The sequence below is a fragment of the Saccharothrix syringae genome (genome assembly GCF_009498035.1).
Classification (GTDB): domain Bacteria; phylum Actinomycetota; class Actinomycetes; order Mycobacteriales; family Pseudonocardiaceae; genus Actinosynnema; species Actinosynnema syringae.
In genome coordinates this window covers 3,839,608-3,860,245 of sequence record NZ_CP034550.1, presented here as the reverse complement: position 1 = coordinate 3,860,245, position 20,638 = coordinate 3,839,608, and the positions used below count along the sequence as shown (strand labels likewise).

Below are 20,638 nucleotides of genomic sequence, written 5' to 3'. Positions count from 1 at the left end.
TCCAGCGGGGCCCCGGCTCGCCGGTCGGGGCCCCGGCCCGATCAGCGGAACAGGTGCGCGTTCTCCCGCGCCCAGTCGGCGAAGGTGAGCGCGGGCCGGCCGAGCAGCGTCCGCACGGTGTCGAACACGACGCCCTCGTTGCCCGCCGACTGCCGCTTGAGGTCGAACACGCCGTCGACCGCCGATCGCGGCCAGCCGAACGACAGCATCCGCTCCCGGGCCGCGGCCTCGGGTTCCTGGACGAACTCCAGCGGCCTGCCGAGCGCCGCCGCCAGGACCTCGACCTGCTGCCCGGTGGTGAGCGCCTCGTCGCCGGTCAGGGGGTAGGTCGCGCCCTCGTGACCGGGCGTGGTCAGCACCAGCGCGGCCACGGCGGCGATGTCGCGCGCGTGCACGAGCGCCGACACCGGGTCGTCCTCCGGCGCGTGCACGGTGCCGAACTCGACGACCGACCGGCGCCACGCGAGCCGGTTGTCCATGAACGTGCCGGGCCGCAGGACCGTCCAGGCGGGACCGGCCTGCCGGACGGCTTCCTCGGACTCGGCGTGGGCCAGGCTGATCGGATCGGTTTGTCCGAAGTGGACACCCGTGGTGGACAGCTTCACCAGGTGCGCGACCCCGGCGCGCGCGGCTTCGCGGGCGATCGCCGCTTCCCGGGTGACGCCGTCGCGCCCGTGGCCGGAGGTGAGGACGAAGACCTTGTCGACGCCGTCGACCAGGCGCGGCAGGTCGGCGGGCACGTCGAGGTCGCCGGCGACGACCTCGGCACGCGGGTCGACGCGGGCGCGGGCGGGGTCGCGGGTCAGCGCCCGGACGCGGGCACCGGCGTCGAGCAGGGCGGGGACGAGGGCGCGACCGACCTTGCCGGTGGCACCGAGGACGAGGATCACGAGCACTCCAAACAGGCGCGCGGTGGCGCCGGGGGAAATTCCTGGCGGACAGGACGAACCGGGCACGCCGAGGGCACGCCTCATCGAGACGGGAAAAGGCTCCAACCGCCGTCCACACCGGGGACGCGGTCCTCTTCGCGCTCGGGAACCACCTCGAATCGTCCCGCTCGACCGGTCGACCCCGGTCGGCGTCTCACGCAGGAACAAGTGCCGATCACGAATGTAGGGCACAGCCGGCGCCCGCGACAAGCGGGTGAAACCGCGGTGAAACCGCCGTGTTCCGCCCCGGCGGCACCGTCACCCCCATGACCGACCCCGCGATCGCAGTGACCGGCCTGCGCCGGTCGTACGGCAACCAGGTGGTGCTCGACGGCATCGACCTGCGCGTACCCGAAGGCACCGTCTTCTCCCTGCTCGGCCCCAACGGCGCGGGCAAGACCACCGTGGTCCGCATCCTGTCGACCCTGATCCGCGCGGACGCGGGCGAGGCCCGCGTCTGCGGCCACGACGTGGCCCGCGAACCCGACCGGGTCCGGGCGGCGATCGGCGTCACCGGCCAGTTCGCCGCCGTGGACGGCCTCCTCACCGGCGAGGAGAACCTGCTCCTCATGGCCGACCTGCACCACCTGGGCCGGGCCGAGGGGCGGCGGCGCGCGGCGGAGCTGGTCGAGCGCTTCGGCCTCGGGGACGCGGCGCGCAAGCCCGCCGTGGCGTACTCGGGCGGCATGCGGCGCCGGCTCGACGTGGCCATGGGCCTGGTCGGCGACCCGCGGGTGATCTTCCTCGACGAGCCGACCACCGGGCTGGACCCGCGCAGCCGGCGCGAGGTGTGGCAGGTCGTCCGGGACCTGGCCGGCCGGGGTGTGACGGTCTTCCTCACCACGCAGTACCTCGAAGAGGCCGACCAGCTCGCCGACCGCATCGCCCTGCTCGACCGCGGCGTGCTCGTCGCCGAGGGCAGCCCGGCCGAGCTGAAGCGGCGGGTGCCGGGCGGGCACGTCGAGCTGCGCTTCGCCGACGACCGCGCCCTGGCCGCGGCCGCCGCGGTCCTGCGGATCGCGCCGCACCCGGGTGGCGAACCGGGCACCCCACCGCACCCGACCGGCGGCCCCGTCCCGCACCCCACCGACGAATTGGTCCTGCGGGTCCCCGGCGCCAACGGCGTCCGCTCGCTCAAGGCCCTGCTGGACCGCCTCGACGCCGCCGCGATCGAGGTGGTGGGCCTGGCTGTCCGCACCCCCGACCTCGACGACGTGTTCTTCGCCCTGACCGGCCACCCGGCCGAGGAGGTGACCGCGTGACGACCCCGATCAGCCTGGCCGCCCGCGACTCGGCCACGATGCTGCGCCGCCAGTTGCGGCACATGTCGCGCAACCTGCCGACGCTGCTGATGCTGCTCGCCGTGCCGGTCGTCCTGCTGCTGCTGTTCGTCTACGTGCTCGGCGGCACGCTCGGCGACGGCCTCGGCGGGTCGGGCGGTCGCGCCGCCTACGTCGACTACGTCACGCCCGGCATCCTGCTGATCACCATCGCCAACGCGGTCCAGGGCACCGCGTTCGCGGTGGCGGTGGACATGCGGGAGGGCATCATCGCGCGGTTCCGCACCATGGCGATCGCCCGCGCGTCGGTCCTGACCGGGCACGTGCTGGGCAGCCTGGTGCAGGTCCTGCTGCAACTCGCCGCCGTCCTGGGGGTGGCCGTGCTGGTCGGTTTCCGGCCCGACGCGACCGCGGTCGAGTGGCTGGCCACCACCGGGGTCCTCGTCGCGACGGCGTTCGCCTCCGTGTGGTCGGCCGTCGCGATGGGGCTGGCGAGCAGGACGGTCGCGGGGGCGGGCAACCTGACCCTGCTCCTGACGCTGCTCCCCTTCTTCGGCAGCGGGTTCGTGCCCACCGACTCGCTGCCGGCCGGGCTGCGGTGGTTCGCCGAGCACCAGCCGTTCACGCCGATCATGGAGACGCTGCGCGGCCTGCTCCTGGGCACGCCGATCGGGAACGGCGCCGCGCTCGCGCTCGGCTGGTGCGCGGCGATCGCGCTGGCCGGCTACCTGTGCGCGAAGCGGCTCTACGAGCGGGACCGGGCGCGCTGACCCAGCAGTTCCAGCGCCACCGCGCGGAGCCCGGCCCGGTCCAGGGCGGCGTACGACGACACCGCCTCGTCGTACGCCGCCCGGTCGGCACGTTCGGCGTCCGCCCTGGCCGGCGCCGAGGCCATCGTGGGGTGGAAGGTGCGCGGAAACGGGAACCGCTCGGCCAGCGCGATCATCCGGGCCGCACGGGTCCGGTCGGCGCCGTCCCGGGCAGGGTCCGCGCCACCCCCGACCAAACCCCCGCCACCCCCGCCACCCCCGGCACCACCCCGCGCCAAATCCGCCGTCGCCACGGCCAGCAGCAGCGCACCGCAGGTCGCCCACCCCGCCACGTGCGGCACCGGCTCGGCCGGCAGGTGGGCCACCAGGTGCGCCGAGACCCCCGGCAACGCGTCGGCCACGTCGGCGACCAGGTCGAGCCGACCGTGCCTGGCGTGCGCGACGACGGCCACCGCCCGCGCCTCCACCGCCCACGCGTCCCCGGCGCCCCGGACCTGGTCGACCGCCCGGCGCCACAACCCCAGTCCGGCCTCCACCTCCCCGCGCGCCAACCGCACCTCGCCGCGGATGGCGAGGTCGTAGCCCATCGCCTCGGCCTCGTCGTCGTCGAGCACGACCCCCGCCAGCCCGTCCAGCCACCGCTGCGCCCCGGCCGCGTCACCGACCTGGAGGTCGGCCAGCACCAGCCACGCCCGGACGCCGACCTCGTCGACCCGGGCACCGAACCGCCCGAGCAGCGGCAGCGCCGCGAGCAGGTGGTCGCGGGCCTCCGCCCCCCGTCCCAGGCGCAGGCACAGCTCGGCCACCCGGCCGTGGCCGAAGGCGCGCGGCCACGGCGAACCCAGGCCGGTGAACAGGTCGAGCGCCCGCCTGGTCACCACCAGCGCCCCGTCGAGGTCGCCGGCGCCCTCCCGGAGGTAGCCGGCGAAGGCGCCCGCCACGCCGGCGAGCAGCGGTTCGGCGTGGTCGCACAGCCGCCGCAGCTCCGCCGGGTCGCCCAGCGCGCCGACCACCCGGCCGACGGCCCGGACCACCGTGTCCGGCTTCGCCGGGCCGAGCCGGCGCAGCGCGGCGACCTCCCGCACCGGCCGCGGCCCGCCGGAGGCGAACGCGTGCGCCACGGCGATGGTCAGGGCGGTCCGGGTCGGCTCGACCAGGTCGGGCCCCGGCCGGTGGCGGACCAGCGTCCGGGAGGTCTGCCGGACCAGCTCCGCCAACCGCGGTGCGTTGGACCGGACGGTCCACGCGACGCCGAGGACCGCGGCGACCGCCGCGACGGTGGGCCGGTCGTCGCGGTCGAGGGCCTGCCCCAGCGCCTGGCGCAGGTTCTCCTGCTCCGCCCGGACCGCGGCGGCCGCGTCGTCGGGTCCGGGGCCGAGCAGGGCCGCGTGGTTGGCCGCGCCGAACGCCCGCGCCCACCCCAGGAACGCGGTCGTCACGTGGTCGGCCCCGCCCTCCTCGGCCAGGCGCGCGGCGCTGAACTCCCGGATCGTGTCGAGCATCCGCAGCCGGGTGCCCGACGGGGTGTCGACCACCTCGACCAGCGAGTGGTCGGCCAGGTGTTCGAGCACCGCGAGCACGTCCACGCCGGGCAGCGCCCCGAGCAGCGGGCGCGCGGCGTCGGCGGTGAACCCGTCGGGGAACACCGACAGCGCGCGCATCGCCGCCCGACCGGTCGGGTCCAGCAGGTTCCAGCTCCAGTCGACGACCGCGTGCAGCGCGCGGTGGCGCGGGGGCGCGTCCCGGGCACCGCCGCGCAGCAGGGCGAACCGGTCGTCGAGCCGCCGGGCGATCTCCGGCACGGACAACGCCCGCACCCGCGCGGCGGCCAGCTCGATCGCGAGCGGCAGCCCGTCCAGGTGCCGGCACACCTCCGCCACGGCCGCCGCGGGCAGGTCGACGCCCGGCCGGGCCGCCCGCGCCCGCTGGCCGAACAGCTCGGCGCTCACCCGCGCGCTCAGCCCCGGCAGCCGGTGGACCGACTCCGACGACAGCCCCAGCGGGGTCCGGCCGGTGGTGAGGACCCGCAGCTCGGCGGTCCGCGACACCAGGGCGCCGACCAGGTCGGCGACGCCGGCCACGACGTGCTCGCAGTTGTCCAGCACCAGCAGGGACGGCCCGGCGAGCGCGGCCGCGATGGCGGCGACGTCGCCGGGCGCCCGGTTCCCGCCCACACCGAGCGCGGCCGCCACCTCGCGGACCACGTCCTCGTCGGCCCCGAGACCGGCGAGCGGCACCACGGTGACCGCCCGTCCCTCGGCACGCCGGGCAACGGCGTTGGCCAGCCGGGTCTTGCCCAAACCGCCCGGCCCGACGACCGAGGTCACCCGGGAGGTGCGCAGCAGCGCCTCCACCGCGGCGATGTCGTCGTCCCGGCCGAGCAGCGGGTTGGGCTCGTGCGCGACGCCGCGGCGGACCGCGGGCGGCGCGCCCCGGAGCAGCCGCCGGTGCTCGGCCCGCACCGGCGGGCCGGGATCGGTGCCCAGCTCGTCGCGCAGCGCCCGCCGGTACTCGTCGTAGCGGGCCAGCGCCGCGGCCGGGCCGACCGTGGCCGCCTCGCACCGCAGCAGCTCGACCAGCACCTCCTCGTCGCGCGGTCGCTCGGCGGCCAGCTCGACCAGCGGGTCCACCGCCTCGGCGGGCCGGTCGAGCCGGGCGAGGGCGAGCGCGCGGGCCCGCACCAGCGCGCGGTGGGTGGTCCACCGCCGCGCCCGCAACGCGGCGACCGGGCCGTCCGCGTCGCCCGGCACGGGCTCGGCACCGCCCCACAGGGCCAGGCCCGCGTCGGCGTGCGAGAGCGCGGCGGCGTGGTCGCCCGCCCGCGCGCACCGGGCGCTCGCCTCGGCCCTCAGCAGCACCGCCGAGCTGTCGACCTGGTCCTCGGCCAGGGTCAGCCGGTAGCCGGTGGGGGTTCGGGTGACGACGTCGGCGCCGAGCCGGGACCGCGCCCGGGAGACCAGGACCTGGAGGGCCTTGGGCGGGTTGTCCGGCAGCCCGTCCGGCCAGAGCCCGTCGACCAGCCGCCCGGTGCCGCAGCCGGTGCGCAGGTCCCCCGCGAGCAGGGCGACGAGCCCCTGGAGCCGCGGACCCGCGATCTCCCGGCCGCGGAAGGACACCCCTGGCAGCAGGACGAGGTCGGGGCCCACGGCACCAGGGTATCGGCCCGGTGTCGCGGTCGTGGCCACCACCGCGGCGGTCCGCGAACGCTCCTGAGTGGACCGTGCCGGGAACTCGGACCGCCCGCCGCCCGACTCCTGGAACACGTGGATCTCCGGGAGGTAATCGTGGAACGACGCACTTTCCTGCGCGCCTCGGCGCTGTCCGTCGGCGGGGTCGGCGCGGCGGGCGCGGTCGGCGCGGCACCGACGGCCTCGGCGGCGGCCCCGCTGCGGGTGCAGGTGGTGATGTTCGACGGGGTGGAGGAGCAGGACTGGGTGGCCCCGGTCGAAGTGCTGTCGCTGGCCGGGCGGGCGAGCGGCGGCGCGCTCACCACCACGATGGTGACCACCGGTCGCCCGGCCACCGTCACCTGCTCCTACGGCACCCGGGTCGAGGTGGCCAGGGGCTGGTCGCCGCACGAGGCGGACGTGCTCGTGGTGCCCGGTGGCGGCTACGCCGACCAGGCGGGGCCCGGTGTCCGCAGGCTCATCGCCGACCAGCAGTTCCTGCGCCGCCTGGCCGCCGCCGACGTGCTGCACGTCGGCATCTGCACCGGCGTCATGGTCCTGTCGGCCGCCGGGCTGACCAGGGGCCGCAACGCCACCACCCACACGGCCGCCAGGGCCGACCTGGCCGCGCAGGGCGCGACGGTGGTCAACGCCCGCGTGGTCGACGACGGCGACCTGGTCACCGGCGGCGGCATCACCTCCGGCCTGGACGTGGCGCTGTGGCTGGCGGAGCGCTTCCTCGGCGCGCGGGTGACCCAGCGGGTGGAGACGATCCTGGAGTACGAGCGGCGCGGCACCGTGTGGCGGGCCTGATCCGGCCGGGGAACGGCTCCGGAGCCGTTCCCCGGCCTGCCCGGTGGAGGACGCCGGGAACCAACGGGGTGCCGCGGACGACCAGTAGGACTGGAGCGGTTCAGCCACGGACCGCGTCGCCGCCGCCCGACGACCCGCCCCCACACCCGGAAGGGCCCGACCATGACCCTGACCCCCACCGGCGGCGACAGCGGCCCGCTCGCGCCCGGCCGGGAGGTGGCGCCGCCGGTCCACGACCACATCGCCGACGCGGTCAAGGCGCCCGCCCTCGTCCGCCTCGCGCCCAACGTGGTGCTGATGCGGTTCGAGACCCTGAAGGTCTACGCCGCCCTCGGCGCGGTCCGCCACCTGCTGGAGACCGGGGTGGTGCGCCCCGGGCAGACGCTGGTGGACAGCTCCAGCGGCATCTACGCGCTGGCGCTGGCGATGGCCTGCCACCGGTACGGGCTGCGCTGCCACGTCGTGGCCTCCACCACCGTCAACGACACCATGCGCGCCCAGTTGGAGATCCTGGGCGCCACCGTGGACCGGATGCCGCCGTCGGACGACCTGCGCCTGGACCAGAACCGCCGCGTCGCCCGCGTGCGCGAGCTGCTGGCCCGGCACCCCGACATGCACTGGATGCGCCAGTACCACGACCCCGTGCACCACCTCGGCTACGCCGAACCGGCCGACCTGCTGCGCCGCGCCCTGCCCGGCGAGCCGCTGACCGTGGTGGGCAGCGTGGGCACCGGCGCCTCCACCGGCGGGCTGACCCGGTCGCTGCGCGAGCACGACCCGCTGACCAGGCTGGTGGGCGTGCAGCCGTTCGGCAGCGTCACCTTCGGCAGCGAGCGGTTCACCGACCCGGACGCGATCATCGCCGGCATCGGCAGCGCCATCCACTTCGACAACGTCCACCACGAGCTCTACGACCGCGTCCACTGGCTGGACTTCCAGCACGCCATGGCCGCCACCGTCGGCCTGATGCGGGAGCACGCCGTGTTCGCCGGCCTGTCCACCGGGGCCGCCCACCTGGCCGCCCGCTGGGAGGCCGCCCGCGACCCCGACCGCACGCACGTGGTCATCGGCGCCGACACCGGCCACCGCTACACCGAACGCGTCTTCACGCGCTGGCGCGAAGCCCTCGACCCGGCGGCACTGGCCCCGGTGGAGATCACCTCGCTGGACGAGCTGCGCCCGCCGTGGGCCGCGATGGCGTGGGCCCGGCGCCCGCACGGACCGGTCGTGCCCGCCCAGCAGCGCCGGAAGGACCCCGTGCGGTGACCCCGTCGCCGGGCCGCCCGGTCAGGCGGCCCGGTCAGGCCGCCCGGTCAGGCCGCCCGGTCAGGCCGCCCGGTCAGGCCGCCCGGTCAGGCCGCCCGGTCAGGCCGCCCGGTCAGGCCGCCCGGTCAGGCCGCCCGGTCAGGCCGCCCGGTCAGGCGGCCCGGCGGTGGGCGGTCGGCCTGAGGTTGCGCTCCTTGCCCCGCCGGCGCGAGGGGCCCGGGGTGGCGTGGTCGGAGGTGTCGTCGACGCCGCCGTGCTCGTTCTTGGCGGGTGTGCCGGGGGTGGGCTGGTCGCGGTGGGCGCGGGTGACCAGGAAGAGCAGCGCCAGGCCGATCAGCAGGGGCAGGTGGGACAGCACGCGGGTGGCGGTCGCGGCGCCGTTGAGCAGGTCGTGCACGGAGAAGGCGAGCAGCACGGCGACGAACCCGCCGAGCGTGGGCAGCAGCCCGGCGGCGCGGTGCGCGCTGACCGAGGCGACCAGCAGGCCGAGGCCCAGCGCCAGGTTCCAGGCCGCGCCCTCGTTGAACAGGTGGCTCGACATGTCGTGGCCGGCGTGCGGGCCGGTGACCCCGCCGAGCAGCTGGGCCAGCCCCAGCCACAGCTGCGCGAGCGCCACCGCGGCCAGCCCCAGGCGCGGGACCAGGGCGACGTGGCGCGGTGGCGCGGTGGTCAGGACCGCGTCCACCAGGTCGGGCACGGGCGCGGCGGGGCGCACCCGGATCGCCCTGGTCAGCGCCTGTGCCCGGACCTGCCACCGGGCGCAGGCCGCGCACTCCCCCAGGTGCGCGTCGACCTCGGCGGCGGGCCCGGGTCCGTCCTCGCCGTCGAGGCGGGCCGAGAGCGCTTCACGGCAGGTTTCGCAGTCCACGTCCTGAGTAGTCGGTCCGTGCCGGGCCCGAGTTCCCGGCGCCTCGTGGTGGCCCCGGCCGCACACCGCGACGCCCTTGTTGCAAAGATCTGGCAGTTAGTATCTGATGGCAACAGCACACCGACCGATGGGGGAACACACGTGGGCCAGTACCAGCTGCCCGACCTGCCCTACGACTACGCCGCGCTGGAACCGGCGATCACCGGCGAGATCCTGGAGCTGCACCACTCCAAGCACCACGCCGCCTACGTCAAGGGCGCCAACGACACCCTGGAGCGCATCGCCGAGGTCCGCGACAAGGAGGACTTCTCCGGCATCGTCGGCCTGGAGAAGACCTTCGCGTTCAACCTCTCCGGCCACGTGCTGCACACGATCTTCTGGGAGAACCTCTCCCCCGACGGCGGCGACCGCCCCGAGGGCGAGCTGGCCGCCGCGATCGACGAGCACTTCGGCTCCTTCGACGCCTTCGCCAAGCAGCTCTCCGCCGCCACCTCCACCGTCCAGGGCTCCGGCTGGGGCGTGCTGGCCTGGGAACCCCTGTCCCGGCGCCTGGTCGTCGAACAGGTCTACGACCACCACAGCAACATCGGCATGAACACCAGCCCCCTGCTGGTCTTCGACGCCTGGGAGCACGCCTACTACCTCCAGTACCGCAACGTGCGCCCCGACTACGTCCAGAAGCTCTGGTCACTGGTCGACTGGACCGACGTCACCCGCCGCTTCGACCTCGCCCGCAACGGACTCCCCACCCTGCCCGCCGCCTGACCGCAGGCCACCAACCCGGCAGTGGACGCTCCGACAAGCCCCCTGCCGCGACCGGTGCCCCGGACCGAACGAGGTCCGGGGCACCCCGGCGCACTCCCACGCCCCCGCGACGGAGCAGGTGCGCCACCAGCACGCCGAGCCCTGCCCACACGTAGGCGTTGCCCCACAGGGCCCACGGCGCGACGCGCCCCTCGGTCGGCACCACGACCACCCAGCCCGCGAAGACCAGGCACAGCACCAGGACCGCGGCCCACCCGGCGGCACCGGACGCCCTGGTGAGCAGGACGCCGAGCAGCGGTACGACCCACACCCAGTGGTGCGACCACGACACGGGGCAGACCAGGGCGCCGCAGAGACCGGTCAGGACCGCCGCGTGCAGGTCGTCCCGGCGCGCCACCAGCACCGCACCGCAGGCGAGGACCACCGCACCGGCCGCGACCGACACCACCGGGGCGGCGGGCCCGGGCGGCAGGAGCCGGTGGACCGCGCCGAACAGCGACTGGTTGCCCACCCAGGAGTTCCCGGTGGCGTCGTTGCCGTCCACCAGGGCCGAGGTCCAGTAGCGCACCGAGTCGGCGGGCAGGGCGGCGAAGGCGACCGCCTGCAACGCGGCGAAGGTGCCCGCCGCGCGGCCGGCGTCGCGCCACCGCCCGGTGAGCACCAGGTGGCCGATGAAGATCAGCGGTGTCAGCTTGACCGCGGCGGCGACGCCGACGAGCACGCCCGACCACCGGGAACCGCGCAGGAGCAGCAGGTCCACCAGGACCACGCCCATCAGCACGAGGTTGACCTGGCCGAGGGCGACGGTCCGCCAGACCGGTTCCAGGACCGGCACCGCCGGCAGCAGCCACCGCGCGGGGAACGACAGCTCCACCACCGCGCCGAGCGCGACCGCGGACAGCACGGCGAACACGACCCAGCACAGCTGGACGGGCAGCACCCCCAGCGGCGTGAACAGCAGCGCCGCGACGGGCGGGTACGTGAACGGCAGCTCCGGGGTCCACGGGGGCAGGGTGGTCAGCCCGTCGTACAGGGGCTCGCCGCGCAGGACGGCGAGCCCACCGGACCGGTAGACCGCGCTGTCGATGCCCAGCGGGGCGTCCACCACCCAGCCGACCAGGCCGATCACCACCGGCACGACGGGCAGCAGGGTCCGGGTTCCCAGGGGTGTCAACGGCACCATCGCGTTCCTCGTGAGCCAGGACGGCCGGAGGTGACCGCTGATCACGAAGCTACGGACGGAGCAGCGCGGGGTCGTCCCGCCGGAGGAGCGGGTTCACGCGCTACCGGCGTACCGCGGCGGGACGGTGCGGTACCCCGGTACGGGTCACCGCCGGCGGTCCGGACGTCCTGGTTCACCGCGATCGCGGACCGCTCGGTGGAGGACCCCGGTGGCGCGTTGACCCGCTGCACGTGCGCGTCGTCCGCGCCGGTCCAGGTGCAGGAGCGCTCCGGCGCCGGGCGGTCGGCGAGCGGCCGGCGCGGCATCCGGACCTTGCCGAAAGGGGCGTCGTGGATCGCGTCGCGGGCGAGCGCGTACGACTCCAGGGCTTCCGGCGTGCTGCCCGACCACAGCGGCAGTCGCAGGACCTCCCGGTAGCTCAGCGGGGCTCGTCGGGGCGTTCGGAAACACAACGGCGGAGCCGGCCGGGTCCACCGGATTCCCCGCTCCCCCGGCCGCGGGACCCGCCACGAGCACCGCCGCCGGGACGCGCGTCAGGCCAGGGAGCCCAGCACCAGCTCCACCGCGAAGTCCAACCGCTCGGCGAACGCCCCCGGCCCCAGGTGCGGCAGGGCCTGGTGCAGCGCCGGGTGCACGTCGGGCACGACCGCCGGCCCCAGCTCGCCCGCACCGCCCGCGGCCTGCTCCTCCTGCACCAGCCCCAGCACCAGGTAGGTGAGCGACCACGCCGCCCACGCGGCGCGCCGGTCGTCGACGCCGCCCGCGAGCAGGGCGTCCACCAGCGCCTCGGCGTAGCGCAGGGTGGCGGGTTCGGCGGCGTAGGTGCCGGTGACCGCGGCCGCGCCGTCGCGGTGGGCCAGCAGCGCGCCGCGCAGGCGCCGCACCAGCTCGGCCGCCCGGTCCCGCCACCCGTCCGGGAGGTCCCGCAGGTCGACGTCGGCGAGGATGGCGTCGGCCAGCAGCTCGCGCAGCCGCGCCTTGGACTTCACGTGCCACAGCACGGTGTTCATCCGCACGCCCAGCCGGGCGGCGACCGCGCGCGTCGACACCGCCTCCAGCCCGCCCTCGTCGAGCACGTCCAGCGCGGCGCGGACCACGGCGGCCCGGTCCAACCGCGCCGGGCTCGGCCTGCCCGCCCTGGTCACCGGCCCAGGATAAGGGGCAGCGCGGCCACGGCCGCGCGCGTCGCCGCGGGGAGGTCGTCGTCGGGGCGGTCCGCCCACGCCACGTGGCCGTCGGGCCGGACGAGGGCGGCGCGCACACCCCTCCACCCCGGGCGGTCGCCCACCTCCCCGCGCAGCACCACGACCCCGTCGACGTCGCCCAGGGTGCCGGTCAGGTCCAGCAGCACGTACCGGTCCGGCCGCAGCGCGGCGAGCAGGCCGTCCCCGTGGGGTGCGCGCCGCCCGACCAGGGGGTGGTCGCCCTCGGCCGCGGGGTAGGTGACGGCGAGCCCGGAGAGCCGGCCGGCCAGGTCCGCCGAGACGCCGGGGTGCGTGGCGACCAACCGGTTCACCAGGCCGCGCAGCGCCAGCCCCCGCGGGGTGAACGCGGTCATCAGAGCGGTCTGGGCCCGGGTGTGGTCGAGCAGGTCCGCGCCGACCCGGCGGCGTTCGGCCTCGTAGGTGTCCAGCAGCGCCTCCGGGGCCCGGCCGCGGACGACCGCGGCGAGCTTCCAGCCCAGGTTGGCCGCGTCCTGCACGCCGACGTTGAGCCCCACCCCGCCGGCGGGGAAGTGCTGGTGCGCCGCGTCACCGGCCAGCAGCAGCCGCCCGGCGCGGTACCGGTCGGCCAGGCGGGAGGCGTCGCCGAAGCGCGACAGCCACACCGGGTCCCGCATGCCGAAGTCGGTGCCGGCCACCGCCGCGGTCTTGGCGCGCAGCTCGGCCAGGGTCGGCTCGCCGGGCCGGTCGGCGCGGACGTCGGCGGGGGTGATGCCCACGACGCGGTGCAGGTCCGCGGCCAGCCGCACGACCATGACCAGGCCGTCCTCGGTGACCCAACTGGTGGTGCCGGTCGGCGGCTCGTCCAGCACGACGTCGGCCAGCCACCCCCAGACCGTCGACGGGGTGCCGGAGAACGGGATGCCGGCCGCTGCGCGCACCGTGCTGCGGGTGCCGTCGCAGCCCACGACGTAGTCCGCGACGAGGTCGTGCCCGTCGACGTGCACGGTCACCGAGTCCTCGCCCGGGACGACCCCGGTGACGCGCTGGCCGCGCCGCACGTCGACGCCGAGGTCGCGGGCGTGCTCCTCGAACAGCCGCTCGGTGCGGGCCTGCGGCACCACCAGCGTGAACGGGAACGGGGTGTCCAGCACCGAGAAGTCCAACCGCTGCTCCAGCACGGCGAAGTGGCCGGCGGGTACGCGGGCGCCCTCGGCGAGGAACCGGTTCCCGAGGCCGCGCGAGGCCAGCAGTTCCAGGGTGCGGGGGTGGAGGGTGAGGGCCTTGGAGCGCGGGTCCGGCTCGGACCGCGACTCCAGCACCACCACCGACGCGCCGCCGAGCCGCAGCTCGGCCGCCAGCCACAGGCCGACCGGGCCTCCCCCGACCACCGCCACCTGAACGTCCACGAACTCCTCCTTGGTCGGTGACCAATAACCTGACGTCAGACTAGGTCACCGACCAAGGAGGTGGGGGGTGATCCGGCCCTCACCCGGGACCCGTCAGCGCACGGGCTCCCCGAACCACCGGGGCAGGTGGTCGACCAGGTCCCCCTGGTCGTCACCGACCCAGGCCACGTGGCCGTCCGGCCGCAGCAGCACGGCGGGCACGTCCAGCTCCCCGCTGACGTCCACGACGTGGTCGACCCGGTCCGCCCACCCCCCGACCGAGAGCCGACCGGTCTGGTCGAGCAGCAGCCCGCGGCCCGCGTGCGTCAGGTCGTACAGGCGACCGCCCTTCAGCTCCACGTCCCGCAGCCGCCTGCCGAGCAGGTCGTGCCCCTCGCCGAAGTCGTAGCGGACGCCCATCGCGGTGATCTTCTCGATCAGGTACCGGTTCACCTCCTCGAAGTCCATCAGCTCCGACAGCACCTTGAGCACGGCGTCCACGCCCGGCTCGTGGGACAGCAGGTGCATCTGCGCGCGGGTGTTGACCAGCACGTCCGCGCCCACCGGGTACCGCTCGGCCTCGTAGGTGTCCAGGAGCCCGGCCGGCGCCCAGCCGTCGACCTCGGCGGCCAGCTTCCAGCCCAGGTTGAACGCGTCCTGGACGCCCAGGTTGAGCCCCTGCCCGCCGGTCGGCGGGTGGACGTGCGCCGCGTCGCCGGCCAGCAGCACGCGGCCGGACCGGTAGCGCTCGGCCTGCCGGGTGGCGTCGCCGAAGCTGGACAGCCAGCGCGGCGAGTGCACGCCGAAGTCGGTGCCCGCCACCGCCTCCAGCCGCCGCTTGACCTCCTCCAGGGTCGGCACCCCGCGGTCCTCGTCCACCCCCTCGGCGGGCACGCCGACGCGGTACGCCCCGTCCTCCAGGGGCATGAGGCCGAACCGCTTCTCGGTCTTGCGGACCTCCTCCACCACCGCCGTCACGGTCTCCGGCGGCACGCCCACCTCCATCTCGCCCAGCAGCACCTCGGACCTGGCGGGCTCGCCGGGGAAGCCGATGCCGAGCAGCTTGCGCACCGCGCTGCGGCCACCGTCGCAGCCGACCAGGTAGCGCGAGCGCACCCGGGTGCCGTCGGCCAGCTCCGCGGTCACCCCGTGCTCGTCCTGCTCAAGCCCGACCACCTCGTGGCCGCGCCGGACCTCGGTGCCCAATTCCGCGGCGCGCTCGGCCAGCAGGCGGTCGGTGACCGGCTGCGGGATGCCCAGGAGGTAGCCGTGCGCGGTGTCCAGCCGGTCGGGCGCGGGCTTCCTGATGCCGGCGAAGGAGGCGGCCAGCGGGTACCGCGTGCCGTGCGCGAGGAACCGGTCCAGCAGGCCGCGCTGGGCCATCACCTCGATGCTGCGCACGTGCAGGCCGAGCGAGCGGACGTGCCTGGTCGGCTCCGCCTCCTTCTCCAGCACGAGCACGCGCACGTCGTGCAGCCGCAGCTCCGCCGCCAGCATCAGGCCGGTGGGGCCGCCGCCAACAATGATCACGTCGAACATGGACCGCCCATTCGCCGAAGTGGGATTCCGGCCGGGGCGTATTTCGCGAATTCCCGTTATCCGCAGGTCCCGACCAGGCCGCGAATTGTGCGGCAAGACCGGGGTCTTGCCGCAAGACCCCCTGTGCGCTATATGTTGAAAGTGGCGGGGAGTACCCGTCCCCTCCCGGCGCGGCCTCGAAGCGGTCCTGTCAGGCGTTCCGGTCGCGCGCGGTGTTGACGGCGGCCCGCAGGCGCAGCCAGGTCGGGTCCGTCGCCTCCGCCTCGGTCACCCCGGCCAGCTCCTCCGCGTCCCAGGCCCGCGTCCCGTCGGTCAGCACGAGGCGCTCCTCCAGGTCGTCGTGGCCGGGCACCTCGGAGGCGGTCGCCAGGAAGGTCGCGACCGCGGCCCGTGACGCCTCGTGGTCCACGACCCGGGCCGTCGCGGGGTCGGCGGTCACCGACAGGAGCACGAGTTCGCCGTTCCCGCCCGCCACGACGAGCCCACCGGCCGCCGCGGCGGCCAGCGCGGTCACCGGGGAGTCCAGCACCTCGTGCTCGACCGCCCGCTCACCGTCCAGGTCCAGCTCGACCAGTTCCCCGGCCGGCGTGCCGACCCAGAGCGAGCCCGGCGGGGCGCCGAACGCGATGTTGTGCCGGGACCAGGAGTGCATCTCGTCCAGCCACTCCGGCGGGTACGGGTAGCCCGGACTGGGGCTGCCGAGCGTGGTCGACAGCACGAGTTCGAGCGAGGGGAAGTCGAACACCTCCAGGGTGTTCTCGTAGGCGTTGCCCCGGATCGCCAGCCGGCGCCCGTCGGCGCTGAACACCGGTGCCTCGTAGCCGTCGACGTCCAGGACCAGCGCCCGGTCGAGCACCCGGAGGCCGGGGTCGACCCGCGCGAACAGGCCGAGCGTCGCGCCCTGGTCGCTGCACAGCGTGACCACCAGCCCGCCGGCCGGGTGCGCGGTGATCCCGGTGTCCCAGCGCGGGCCGACCTCGACCGCCCCGGTCGCGAGGTCGACGACGTCGGAGTGGTCCCACGCGCCGTCCGACGACGGCGACGCCAGCAGCACCCGGCCGTCCGGGCTGAACGCCAGGTCGCGGTAGGAGGTCCCGGGCGGGACGCCTGCCGGGGTGGAGGTACCGGCCGGCGTCCACCGCACCACGCCGCCCTCGCCGGCGACCAGGAGCAGCGGTTGGTCCGGGTGCCAGGCCACGGCGGGCGTGCGGCTCGTGCGGTCCCAGTCCAGGGCGTCGCCGTAGGGGGCCGCTTCGGCGCCGACGGTCCCGACTTCCCGCAGCGACCCCGTTCCCCAGTCCCAGACGTGCACGGCCGGGCGCGCCGAGTCGAGGCAGGCGACCAGCGGGAGGGTCGGGTGGCACACCACCCGCTCGACCGGGGCGCCGCCGCCGGCTCGCGCGCGTAAGGCGATCTCGACAACAGTCATCCGGGCACCGTACTGGCCCGGACCGACACCCATCGGGGCCGTGCGGCCCCGATGGCCTCACCGGCGGCTCAACCGACCGGGCGCTCCTCGGCGCACGCGTCGGGAGCGGGGTTGGGCGCCGGCTGCGGGCGGTCGGCGCCGCCGACGGGCCGCGCGGTCCAGTCCAGGCCCAGCCTGGTCCGCCGCGGGTTGGCGACCGCCCGTCCGGTGTCCGTCTGGTGCATGTTTTCCCTCCAAGCGAAAAGCGTGTGCACCTCCTGTTTACCGGTCGGGGGTTTTCGCCAAACGATGAGGTATGTCACGACGACGCGTACCTCACACCGCGTCGGCCCCGGACCGGGGCCGACGCGGGTGCCCGTGCGCCGGTCAGGGGCTGGTGCAGGCGAGGGTCGGGGTCGCCGGGGTGCCGGTGGCGATGTAGCCGAACGTCGTCGAGGCGGACGGCGCCAGCGAGCCGTTCCAGTCGGCGTTGCGCACCGCCGCCGACGTCCCGCTGCCCGTGGACACCCCGCCCCAGACCTGGTTGACCGCCTGGCCGGAGGGCAGGGTCCAGCGGACCGTCCACCCGCTGATCGCGGCCGCGCCCGCGGTGACCCTGACCTCGCCCTGGTAGCCGCCCTGCCACGAGTTCACGGTGCGGTGGGTGGCCGAGCACGCGCCGACCGGCGGAGTACCCGTGGTGGTGGTCGTCGTCGTGGTGGTCGTCGTCGTTGTCGTGGTGGTGGTCGTGGTCGTGGTGGTGGTGCCGTCGCTGATGCTGCCCGGCACCGAGAGCAGGGCGTTGTACCAGGTGGTGGCCATCTTGCTGTAGCCGCCCGCGTTGGGGTGCACGCCGTCGGCGAGGTCGGCGGTGGTCAGCGCCCGGTACATGTCGACCAGGTGGACCTTCTTGCCCGCGTTGGCCCTGCTCTGCACGATGCCGGGGATGGTGGCGTTGAACGTGCGCACCGCCGCGTCGTACGAGGACAGCGGCGTGATGGTGGCGACGAACAGGTGCGCGTCGGGCGCCTGGGCGGTGATCCTGTCGATGAGCGCCGACAGGCGTTGCGGCGCGCCGCCCGGGTCGCCGCCGTACATGTCGTTGGTGCCGATGTGCAGCAGGATGGTGCGCGGGGCGTAGGTGCGCAGCCAGTTGGTGATGTTGGCGTCGACCTGGGCGATGGTCCAGCCGGAGTGGCCCTCGTGGTTGCGGTCCCCGAGGCTGCTCGGGCCGTTGGTCATCGAGCCGACGAAGTCGATGGCGTAACCGCCGGCCACGAACTTCTGCCACAGGTCGATGCGGTACCCGCCGGGCACGTTGAAGCCGTCGGTGATGGAGTCGCCCAGCGGCATCACCTTCACCGCCGCCGCGGGCGCGACGCCCGGGACGGCCTGGGCCGCGGTGACCGCGGTCGCGGCGAACGCGCCGAGCGCGGCGACGGCCGCGACGGCGGCGAGCAGGCGCGGTTTTCCGGCCATGGGTCTTCCTCTCGGTCGGATCGGGGATGCCGGCGGCCGCACCCGGGGTGGCGATGCGTCGAAGAACTTCTCCCCAGGAGGCTACCGAAAGTTTCGGTTAGATCAACGGGTGTTTCGACATCAACGCCCATTCAAGACGTCGAATCCGTTCGACGCCGACACCGACACCGCGGGCGGCGATGATCAGCCGTGGTGCGATACTGCCGCCATGGACGTGCGGACCAGGAACAACGTCACCGCGTCGGGGCCGGCGGACGGCCGACCGGTGGTGTTCTCGCACGGTTTCGGCTGCGACCAGAACATGTGGCGGCTGGTCACCCCCGCGTTCACCGACGACCACCGGGTGGTGCTGTTCGACCACGTGGGCGCCGGCCACTCGGACCTGTCGGCCTGGCAGCCGGAGCGCTACGCCTCCCTGGACGGCTACGCCGGCGACGTGCTCGAACTGCTCGACGAGCTGGACCTGCGCGACGTGGTGTTCGTCGGGCACTCGGTGAGCGCCATGATCGGCGTGCTGGCCGCCAACCGGGACCCGTCGCGGTTCGGCGCGCTGGTCCTGGTCGGCCCCTCGCCGCGCTACGTGGACGACGACGGCTACCGGGGCGGGTTCAGCACCGCGGACATCGAGGAGCTGCTGGACTCGCTGGACAGCAACTACCTGGGCTGGTCGGCGGCGATGGCGCCGGCCATCATGGGCAATGCGGACCGCCCCGAGCTGGGCCAGGAGCTGACCGAGAGCTTCTGCCGCACCGACCCGGAGATCGCCCGGCACTTCGCGCGCGTGACGTTCCTGTCGGACAACCGCGACGACCTGGCCGCGGTGGGCCTGCCGACCCTGGTGCTCCAGTGCCGCGACGACGTCATCGCCGACCGGGCGGTGGGCGAGTTCGTGCACCGCGCCATCCCCGGCAGCGAGCTGGTGGTGCTCAACGCGACGGGGCACTGCCCGAACCTGAGCGCGCCGGAGGAGACCGCCGCCGCCATCCGCGGCTTCCTGGCCGGGTCCGGGGGTGCGGGGTCGTGATGTGCGCCGCCGGGACCGGCCTGGGCGGGTCCGACGAGCCCGGCGAGGACGGCGACCCGGCGATCCGCGACCCGCGGGCGGTGTTCTCGTCCCTGCTGGAGGACGACGCCGAGGAGCTGTACGACAAGGCGCCCTGCGGCTACCTGTCGACCCTCATGGACGGCGAGATCGCCAAGGTCAACGAGACGCTGCTGGGCTGGCTCGGGTACCGGCGCGAGGAGCTGGTCGGCGTCAGGCGCTTCACCGACCTGCTGACCGGCGGCGGCAGGCTCTACCACGAGACGCACTACGCGCCGATGCTGCGCATGCACGGCGAGGTCCGCGAGCTGGCCCTGGAGCTGGTGGCCGCCGACGGCCGCCGGCTGCCCACCCTGGTCAGCGCGCGGGTCAAGAGCGGCGCGGAGGGCCGGCCGCTGCTGGTGCGCCTGACCGTGTTCGACGCCCGCGAGCGGCGCGCGTACGAGCGGGAGCTGCTGGCCGCCAAGCGCCGCGCCGAGCAGGAGCGGGAACGCCTGGAGCGGCTGACCGGCACCCTCCAGCGCACCCTGCTGCCCGACGCGCTGCCCGAGGTCGACGGCGTCGACCTCGCCGCCCACTACCAGGTCGCGTCCAGCGACCAGGTGGGCGGCGACTTCTACGACGTGTTCCCCCTGGGCGGCGACCGGTGGGGGTTCTTCCTGGGCGACGTGTGCGGCAAGGGGCCCGAGGCCGCCGTGCTGACGTCGCTGACCCGGTACGCCCTGCGCGCCGCCGCCGTGCACGACACCGACCCCGTGGCCGTGCTGACCACCCTCAACGCGGTCCTGCTGCAGCAGCGCCGGACCGGGGCGCCGCGGTTCTGCACGGTGGTCTTCGGCGTGCTCGAACCGGACGGCGACGGGCTCGCGGTCACCGTGGCGGGCGGCGGGCACCCCTCGCCGCTGGTCCTGCGCGCCGCGGGCGGGGTCGAGCCGCTGCCCACGCCGGGCGGGCAGCTCGTCGGCGTCCTGCCCCGGGCCAGGTTCACCGCCGCCACGACCCGGCTGGAGCCGGGTGACGTGCTGGTCCTGCACTCCGACGGCCTCACCGAGGCCCGCCGCGCCGACGGCACCATGCTGGAGGAGGAAGGGCTGGTCGAGGCCGCCGCCGGGATGACCGGCCGGGACGCGCGCACCGTGGTGGACCTGCTGGTGCGGTTGCTGACCGACTGGTCGCGGTCGCCCTCCGACGACACCGCGGTGCTCGCGATCGGTGTCCCCGCCCGGGTCGCGCAGGAGGCGCGGTGCTCGAACTGACCACGGCCGTCGACGGCACCGCCCACACCGTCGCGCTCACCGGGGAGCTGGACCACCGGACCGCCCCGCGGCTGCACGCGGCCCTGGACGGGCTGCGCCTGGCGGCGGGCGACCGGCTCGTCCTGGACCTGACCGGGCTGACCTTCTGCGACTCCAGCGGGCTCAGCGCCTTCATCGCCGCGCACGAGCTGTCCAGCGGCGCGGTCGAGCTGGTCGCCCCGCCCGCGATGGTGGTCCGGATGCTGCACGTCACCGGGTTGACGGAGATCTTCACCGTGCACGACGCCGACCGGGGCCGGCTCACCCGGTGAGGGGCGCGGCG

General features: G+C 75.4%; 19 protein-coding genes. 9 read left to right on the top strand and 10 right to left on the bottom strand.

All coding sequences use genetic code 11. The features are described from left to right. Nucleotides 1–41 precede the first annotated feature (41 nt). The gene (locus EKG83_RS17110; protein ID WP_033434065.1) at nt 42–890 is read right to left on the bottom strand and encodes an NAD(P)H-binding protein; all 849 of its coding nucleotides are present in this window, start codon (nt 888–890) and stop codon (nt 42–44) included. Between the two features lie 305 nt (nt 891–1,195). Between EKG83_RS17110 and EKG83_RS17105 the strand changes: the two genes are divergently transcribed. Further along, a complete protein-coding gene (locus EKG83_RS17105; RefSeq protein WP_033434066.1) occupies nt 1,196–2,191 on the top strand; it encodes a daunorubicin resistance protein DrrA family ABC transporter ATP-binding protein in 996 nt (331 codons plus the stop codon). Nucleotides 2,192–2,229: 38 nt separating this feature from the next. Continuing rightward, the gene (locus tag EKG83_RS17100; RefSeq protein WP_051766628.1) at nt 2,230–2,979 is read left to right on the top strand and encodes an ABC transporter permease; all 750 of its coding nucleotides are present in this window, start codon (nt 2,230–2,232) and stop codon (nt 2,977–2,979) included. Here the strand turns inward: EKG83_RS17100 and EKG83_RS17095 are convergent. Next, nucleotides 2,955–6,125 (bottom strand): ATP-binding protein, encoded by a 3,171-nt coding sequence (locus tag EKG83_RS17095; RefSeq protein WP_033434017.1) that lies wholly within the window; start codon nt 6,123–6,125, stop codon nt 2,955–2,957. The two genes, EKG83_RS17100 and EKG83_RS17095, sit on opposite strands and share 25 nt — an antisense overlap. 138 nt (nt 6,126–6,263) lie before the next feature. Between EKG83_RS17095 and EKG83_RS17090 the strand changes: the two genes are divergently transcribed. After that, nucleotides 6,264–6,959: a DJ-1/PfpI family protein gene (locus EKG83_RS17090; protein WP_033434018.1), complete on the top strand. Its 696-nt coding sequence runs from the start codon at nt 6,264–6,266 to the stop codon at nt 6,957–6,959. A 162-nt stretch (nt 6,960–7,121) separates the two neighbouring features. Then, complete coding sequence (locus tag EKG83_RS17085; RefSeq protein WP_051766620.1) at nt 7,122–8,225, top strand: cysteine synthase family protein; 1,104 nt, start codon at nt 7,122–7,124, stop codon at nt 8,223–8,225. A gap of 151 nt (nt 8,226–8,376) precedes the next feature. Here the strand turns inward: EKG83_RS17085 and EKG83_RS17080 are convergent, their stop codons facing one another. Next, nucleotides 8,377–9,093 carry a zf-HC2 domain-containing protein gene (locus tag EKG83_RS17080; RefSeq protein WP_153278178.1) on the bottom strand — a complete coding sequence of 239 codons (717 nt, stop codon included), beginning with the start codon at nt 9,091–9,093 and terminating at the stop codon, nt 8,377–8,379. A gap of 141 nt (nt 9,094–9,234) precedes the next feature. Between EKG83_RS17080 and EKG83_RS17075 the strand changes: the two genes are divergently transcribed. Beyond that, complete coding sequence (locus EKG83_RS17075; RefSeq protein WP_033434019.1) at nt 9,235–9,858, top strand: superoxide dismutase; 624 nt, start codon at nt 9,235–9,237, stop codon at nt 9,856–9,858. Here EKG83_RS17075 and EKG83_RS17070 read toward each other — a convergent pair. Beyond that, nucleotides 9,803–11,032, bottom strand: coding sequence for a glycosyltransferase 87 family protein (locus tag EKG83_RS17070; RefSeq protein WP_084716943.1), 1,230 nt, complete (start codon nt 11,030–11,032; stop codon nt 9,803–9,805). The two genes, EKG83_RS17075 and EKG83_RS17070, sit on opposite strands and share 56 nt — an antisense overlap. Before the next feature lie 204 nt (nt 11,033–11,236). Here EKG83_RS17070 and EKG83_RS17065 point away from each other — a divergent pair, with 204 nt between their 5' ends. Further along, nucleotides 11,237–11,458, top strand: coding sequence for a hypothetical protein (locus EKG83_RS17065; protein ID WP_033434020.1), 222 nt, complete (start codon nt 11,237–11,239; stop codon nt 11,456–11,458). Between the two features lie 116 nt (nt 11,459–11,574). Here the strand turns inward: EKG83_RS17065 and EKG83_RS17060 are convergent, their stop codons facing one another. The 6 genes from EKG83_RS17060 to EKG83_RS17035 all read right to left on the bottom strand — a co-directional run bounded on the left by EKG83_RS17060 (nt 11,575) and on the right by EKG83_RS17035 (nt 18,018). After that, nucleotides 11,575–12,186 (bottom strand): TetR/AcrR family transcriptional regulator C-terminal domain-containing protein, encoded by a 612-nt coding sequence (locus EKG83_RS17060; protein WP_033434021.1) that lies wholly within the window; start codon nt 12,184–12,186, stop codon nt 11,575–11,577. Next, nucleotides 12,183–13,613, bottom strand: a complete 1,431-nt coding sequence (locus tag EKG83_RS17055; RefSeq protein ID WP_033434022.1) for an FAD-dependent monooxygenase — start codon at nt 13,611–13,613, stop codon at nt 12,183–12,185. Before EKG83_RS17055 ends, EKG83_RS17060 begins: the two co-directional genes overlap by 4 nt. Nucleotides 13,614–13,706: 93 nt before the next feature. Continuing rightward, nucleotides 13,707–15,131, bottom strand: a complete 1,425-nt coding sequence (gene rox / locus EKG83_RS17050) for a rifampin monooxygenase (protein ID WP_033434023.1) — start codon at nt 15,129–15,131, stop codon at nt 13,707–13,709. A 190-nt stretch (nt 15,132–15,321) separates the two neighbouring features. Beyond that, nucleotides 15,322–16,560: a WD40 repeat domain-containing protein gene (locus EKG83_RS17045; protein WP_211269211.1), complete on the bottom strand. Its 1,239-nt coding sequence runs from the start codon at nt 16,558–16,560 to the stop codon at nt 15,322–15,324. Nucleotides 16,561–16,628: 68 nt separating this feature from the next. Beyond that, on the bottom strand, nt 16,629–16,784 hold the full coding sequence (locus tag EKG83_RS17040) for a hypothetical protein (RefSeq protein ID WP_153278177.1): 156 nt from the start codon (nt 16,782–16,784) through the stop codon (nt 16,629–16,631). A 142-nt stretch (nt 16,785–16,926) separates the two neighbouring features. Further along, a complete protein-coding gene (locus EKG83_RS17035; protein ID WP_033434025.1) occupies nt 16,927–18,018 on the bottom strand; it encodes a GDSL-type esterase/lipase family protein in 1,092 nt (363 codons plus the stop codon). A 208-nt stretch (nt 18,019–18,226) separates the two neighbouring features. On the opposite strand from EKG83_RS17035, the gene EKG83_RS17030 reads away from it, so the two are divergent. Genes EKG83_RS17030 through EKG83_RS17020 form a run of 3 tightly spaced genes read left to right on the top strand, consistent with a single transcriptional unit; the run spans nt 18,227 to nt 20,627 of the window. After that, nucleotides 18,227–19,042: an alpha/beta fold hydrolase gene (locus EKG83_RS17030; RefSeq protein ID WP_033434026.1), complete on the top strand. Its 816-nt coding sequence runs from the start codon at nt 18,227–18,229 to the stop codon at nt 19,040–19,042. Then, a complete protein-coding gene (locus tag EKG83_RS17025) occupies nt 19,042–20,316 on the top strand; it encodes a PP2C family protein-serine/threonine phosphatase (RefSeq protein ID WP_153278176.1) in 1,275 nt (424 codons plus the stop codon). The genes EKG83_RS17030 and EKG83_RS17025 overlap by 1 nt, the downstream gene beginning before the upstream one ends. Continuing rightward, nucleotides 20,304–20,627: an STAS domain-containing protein gene (locus EKG83_RS17020; protein WP_051766622.1), complete on the top strand. Its 324-nt coding sequence runs from the start codon at nt 20,304–20,306 to the stop codon at nt 20,625–20,627. The genes EKG83_RS17025 and EKG83_RS17020 overlap by 13 nt, the downstream gene beginning before the upstream one ends. The last annotated feature ends 11 nt before the right edge of the window (nt 20,628–20,638 follow it).

Bases quoted from the DNA above. Each gene is read 5' to 3' on its own strand.
- EKG83_RS17035 (WP_033434025.1), bottom strand. From the start codon at position 18,018: ATGGCCGGAAAACCGCGCCTGCTCGCCGCCGTCGCGGCCGTCGCCGCG.
- EKG83_RS17045 (WP_211269211.1), bottom strand. From the start codon at position 16,560: ATGACTGTTGTCGAGATCGCCTTACGCGCGCGAGCCGGCGGCGGCGCC.
- EKG83_RS17105 (WP_033434066.1), top strand. From the start codon at position 1,196: ATGACCGACCCCGCGATCGCAGTGACCGGCCTGCGCCGGTCGTACGGC.
- rox (WP_033434023.1), bottom strand. From the start codon at position 15,131: ATGTTCGACGTGATCATTGTTGGCGGCGGCCCCACCGGCCTGATGCTG.
- EKG83_RS17025 (WP_153278176.1), top strand. From the start codon at position 19,042: ATGTGCGCCGCCGGGACCGGCCTGGGCGGGTCCGACGAGCCCGGCGAG.
- EKG83_RS17040 (WP_153278177.1), bottom strand. From the start codon at position 16,784: ATGCACCAGACGGACACCGGACGGGCGGTCGCCAACCCGCGGCGGACC.
- EKG83_RS17085 (WP_051766620.1), top strand. From the start codon at position 7,122: ATGACCCTGACCCCCACCGGCGGCGACAGCGGCCCGCTCGCGCCCGGC.
- EKG83_RS17030 (WP_033434026.1), top strand. From the start codon at position 18,227: ATGGACGTGCGGACCAGGAACAACGTCACCGCGTCGGGGCCGGCGGAC.
- EKG83_RS17100 (WP_051766628.1), top strand. From the start codon at position 2,230: ATGCTGCGCCGCCAGTTGCGGCACATGTCGCGCAACCTGCCGACGCTG.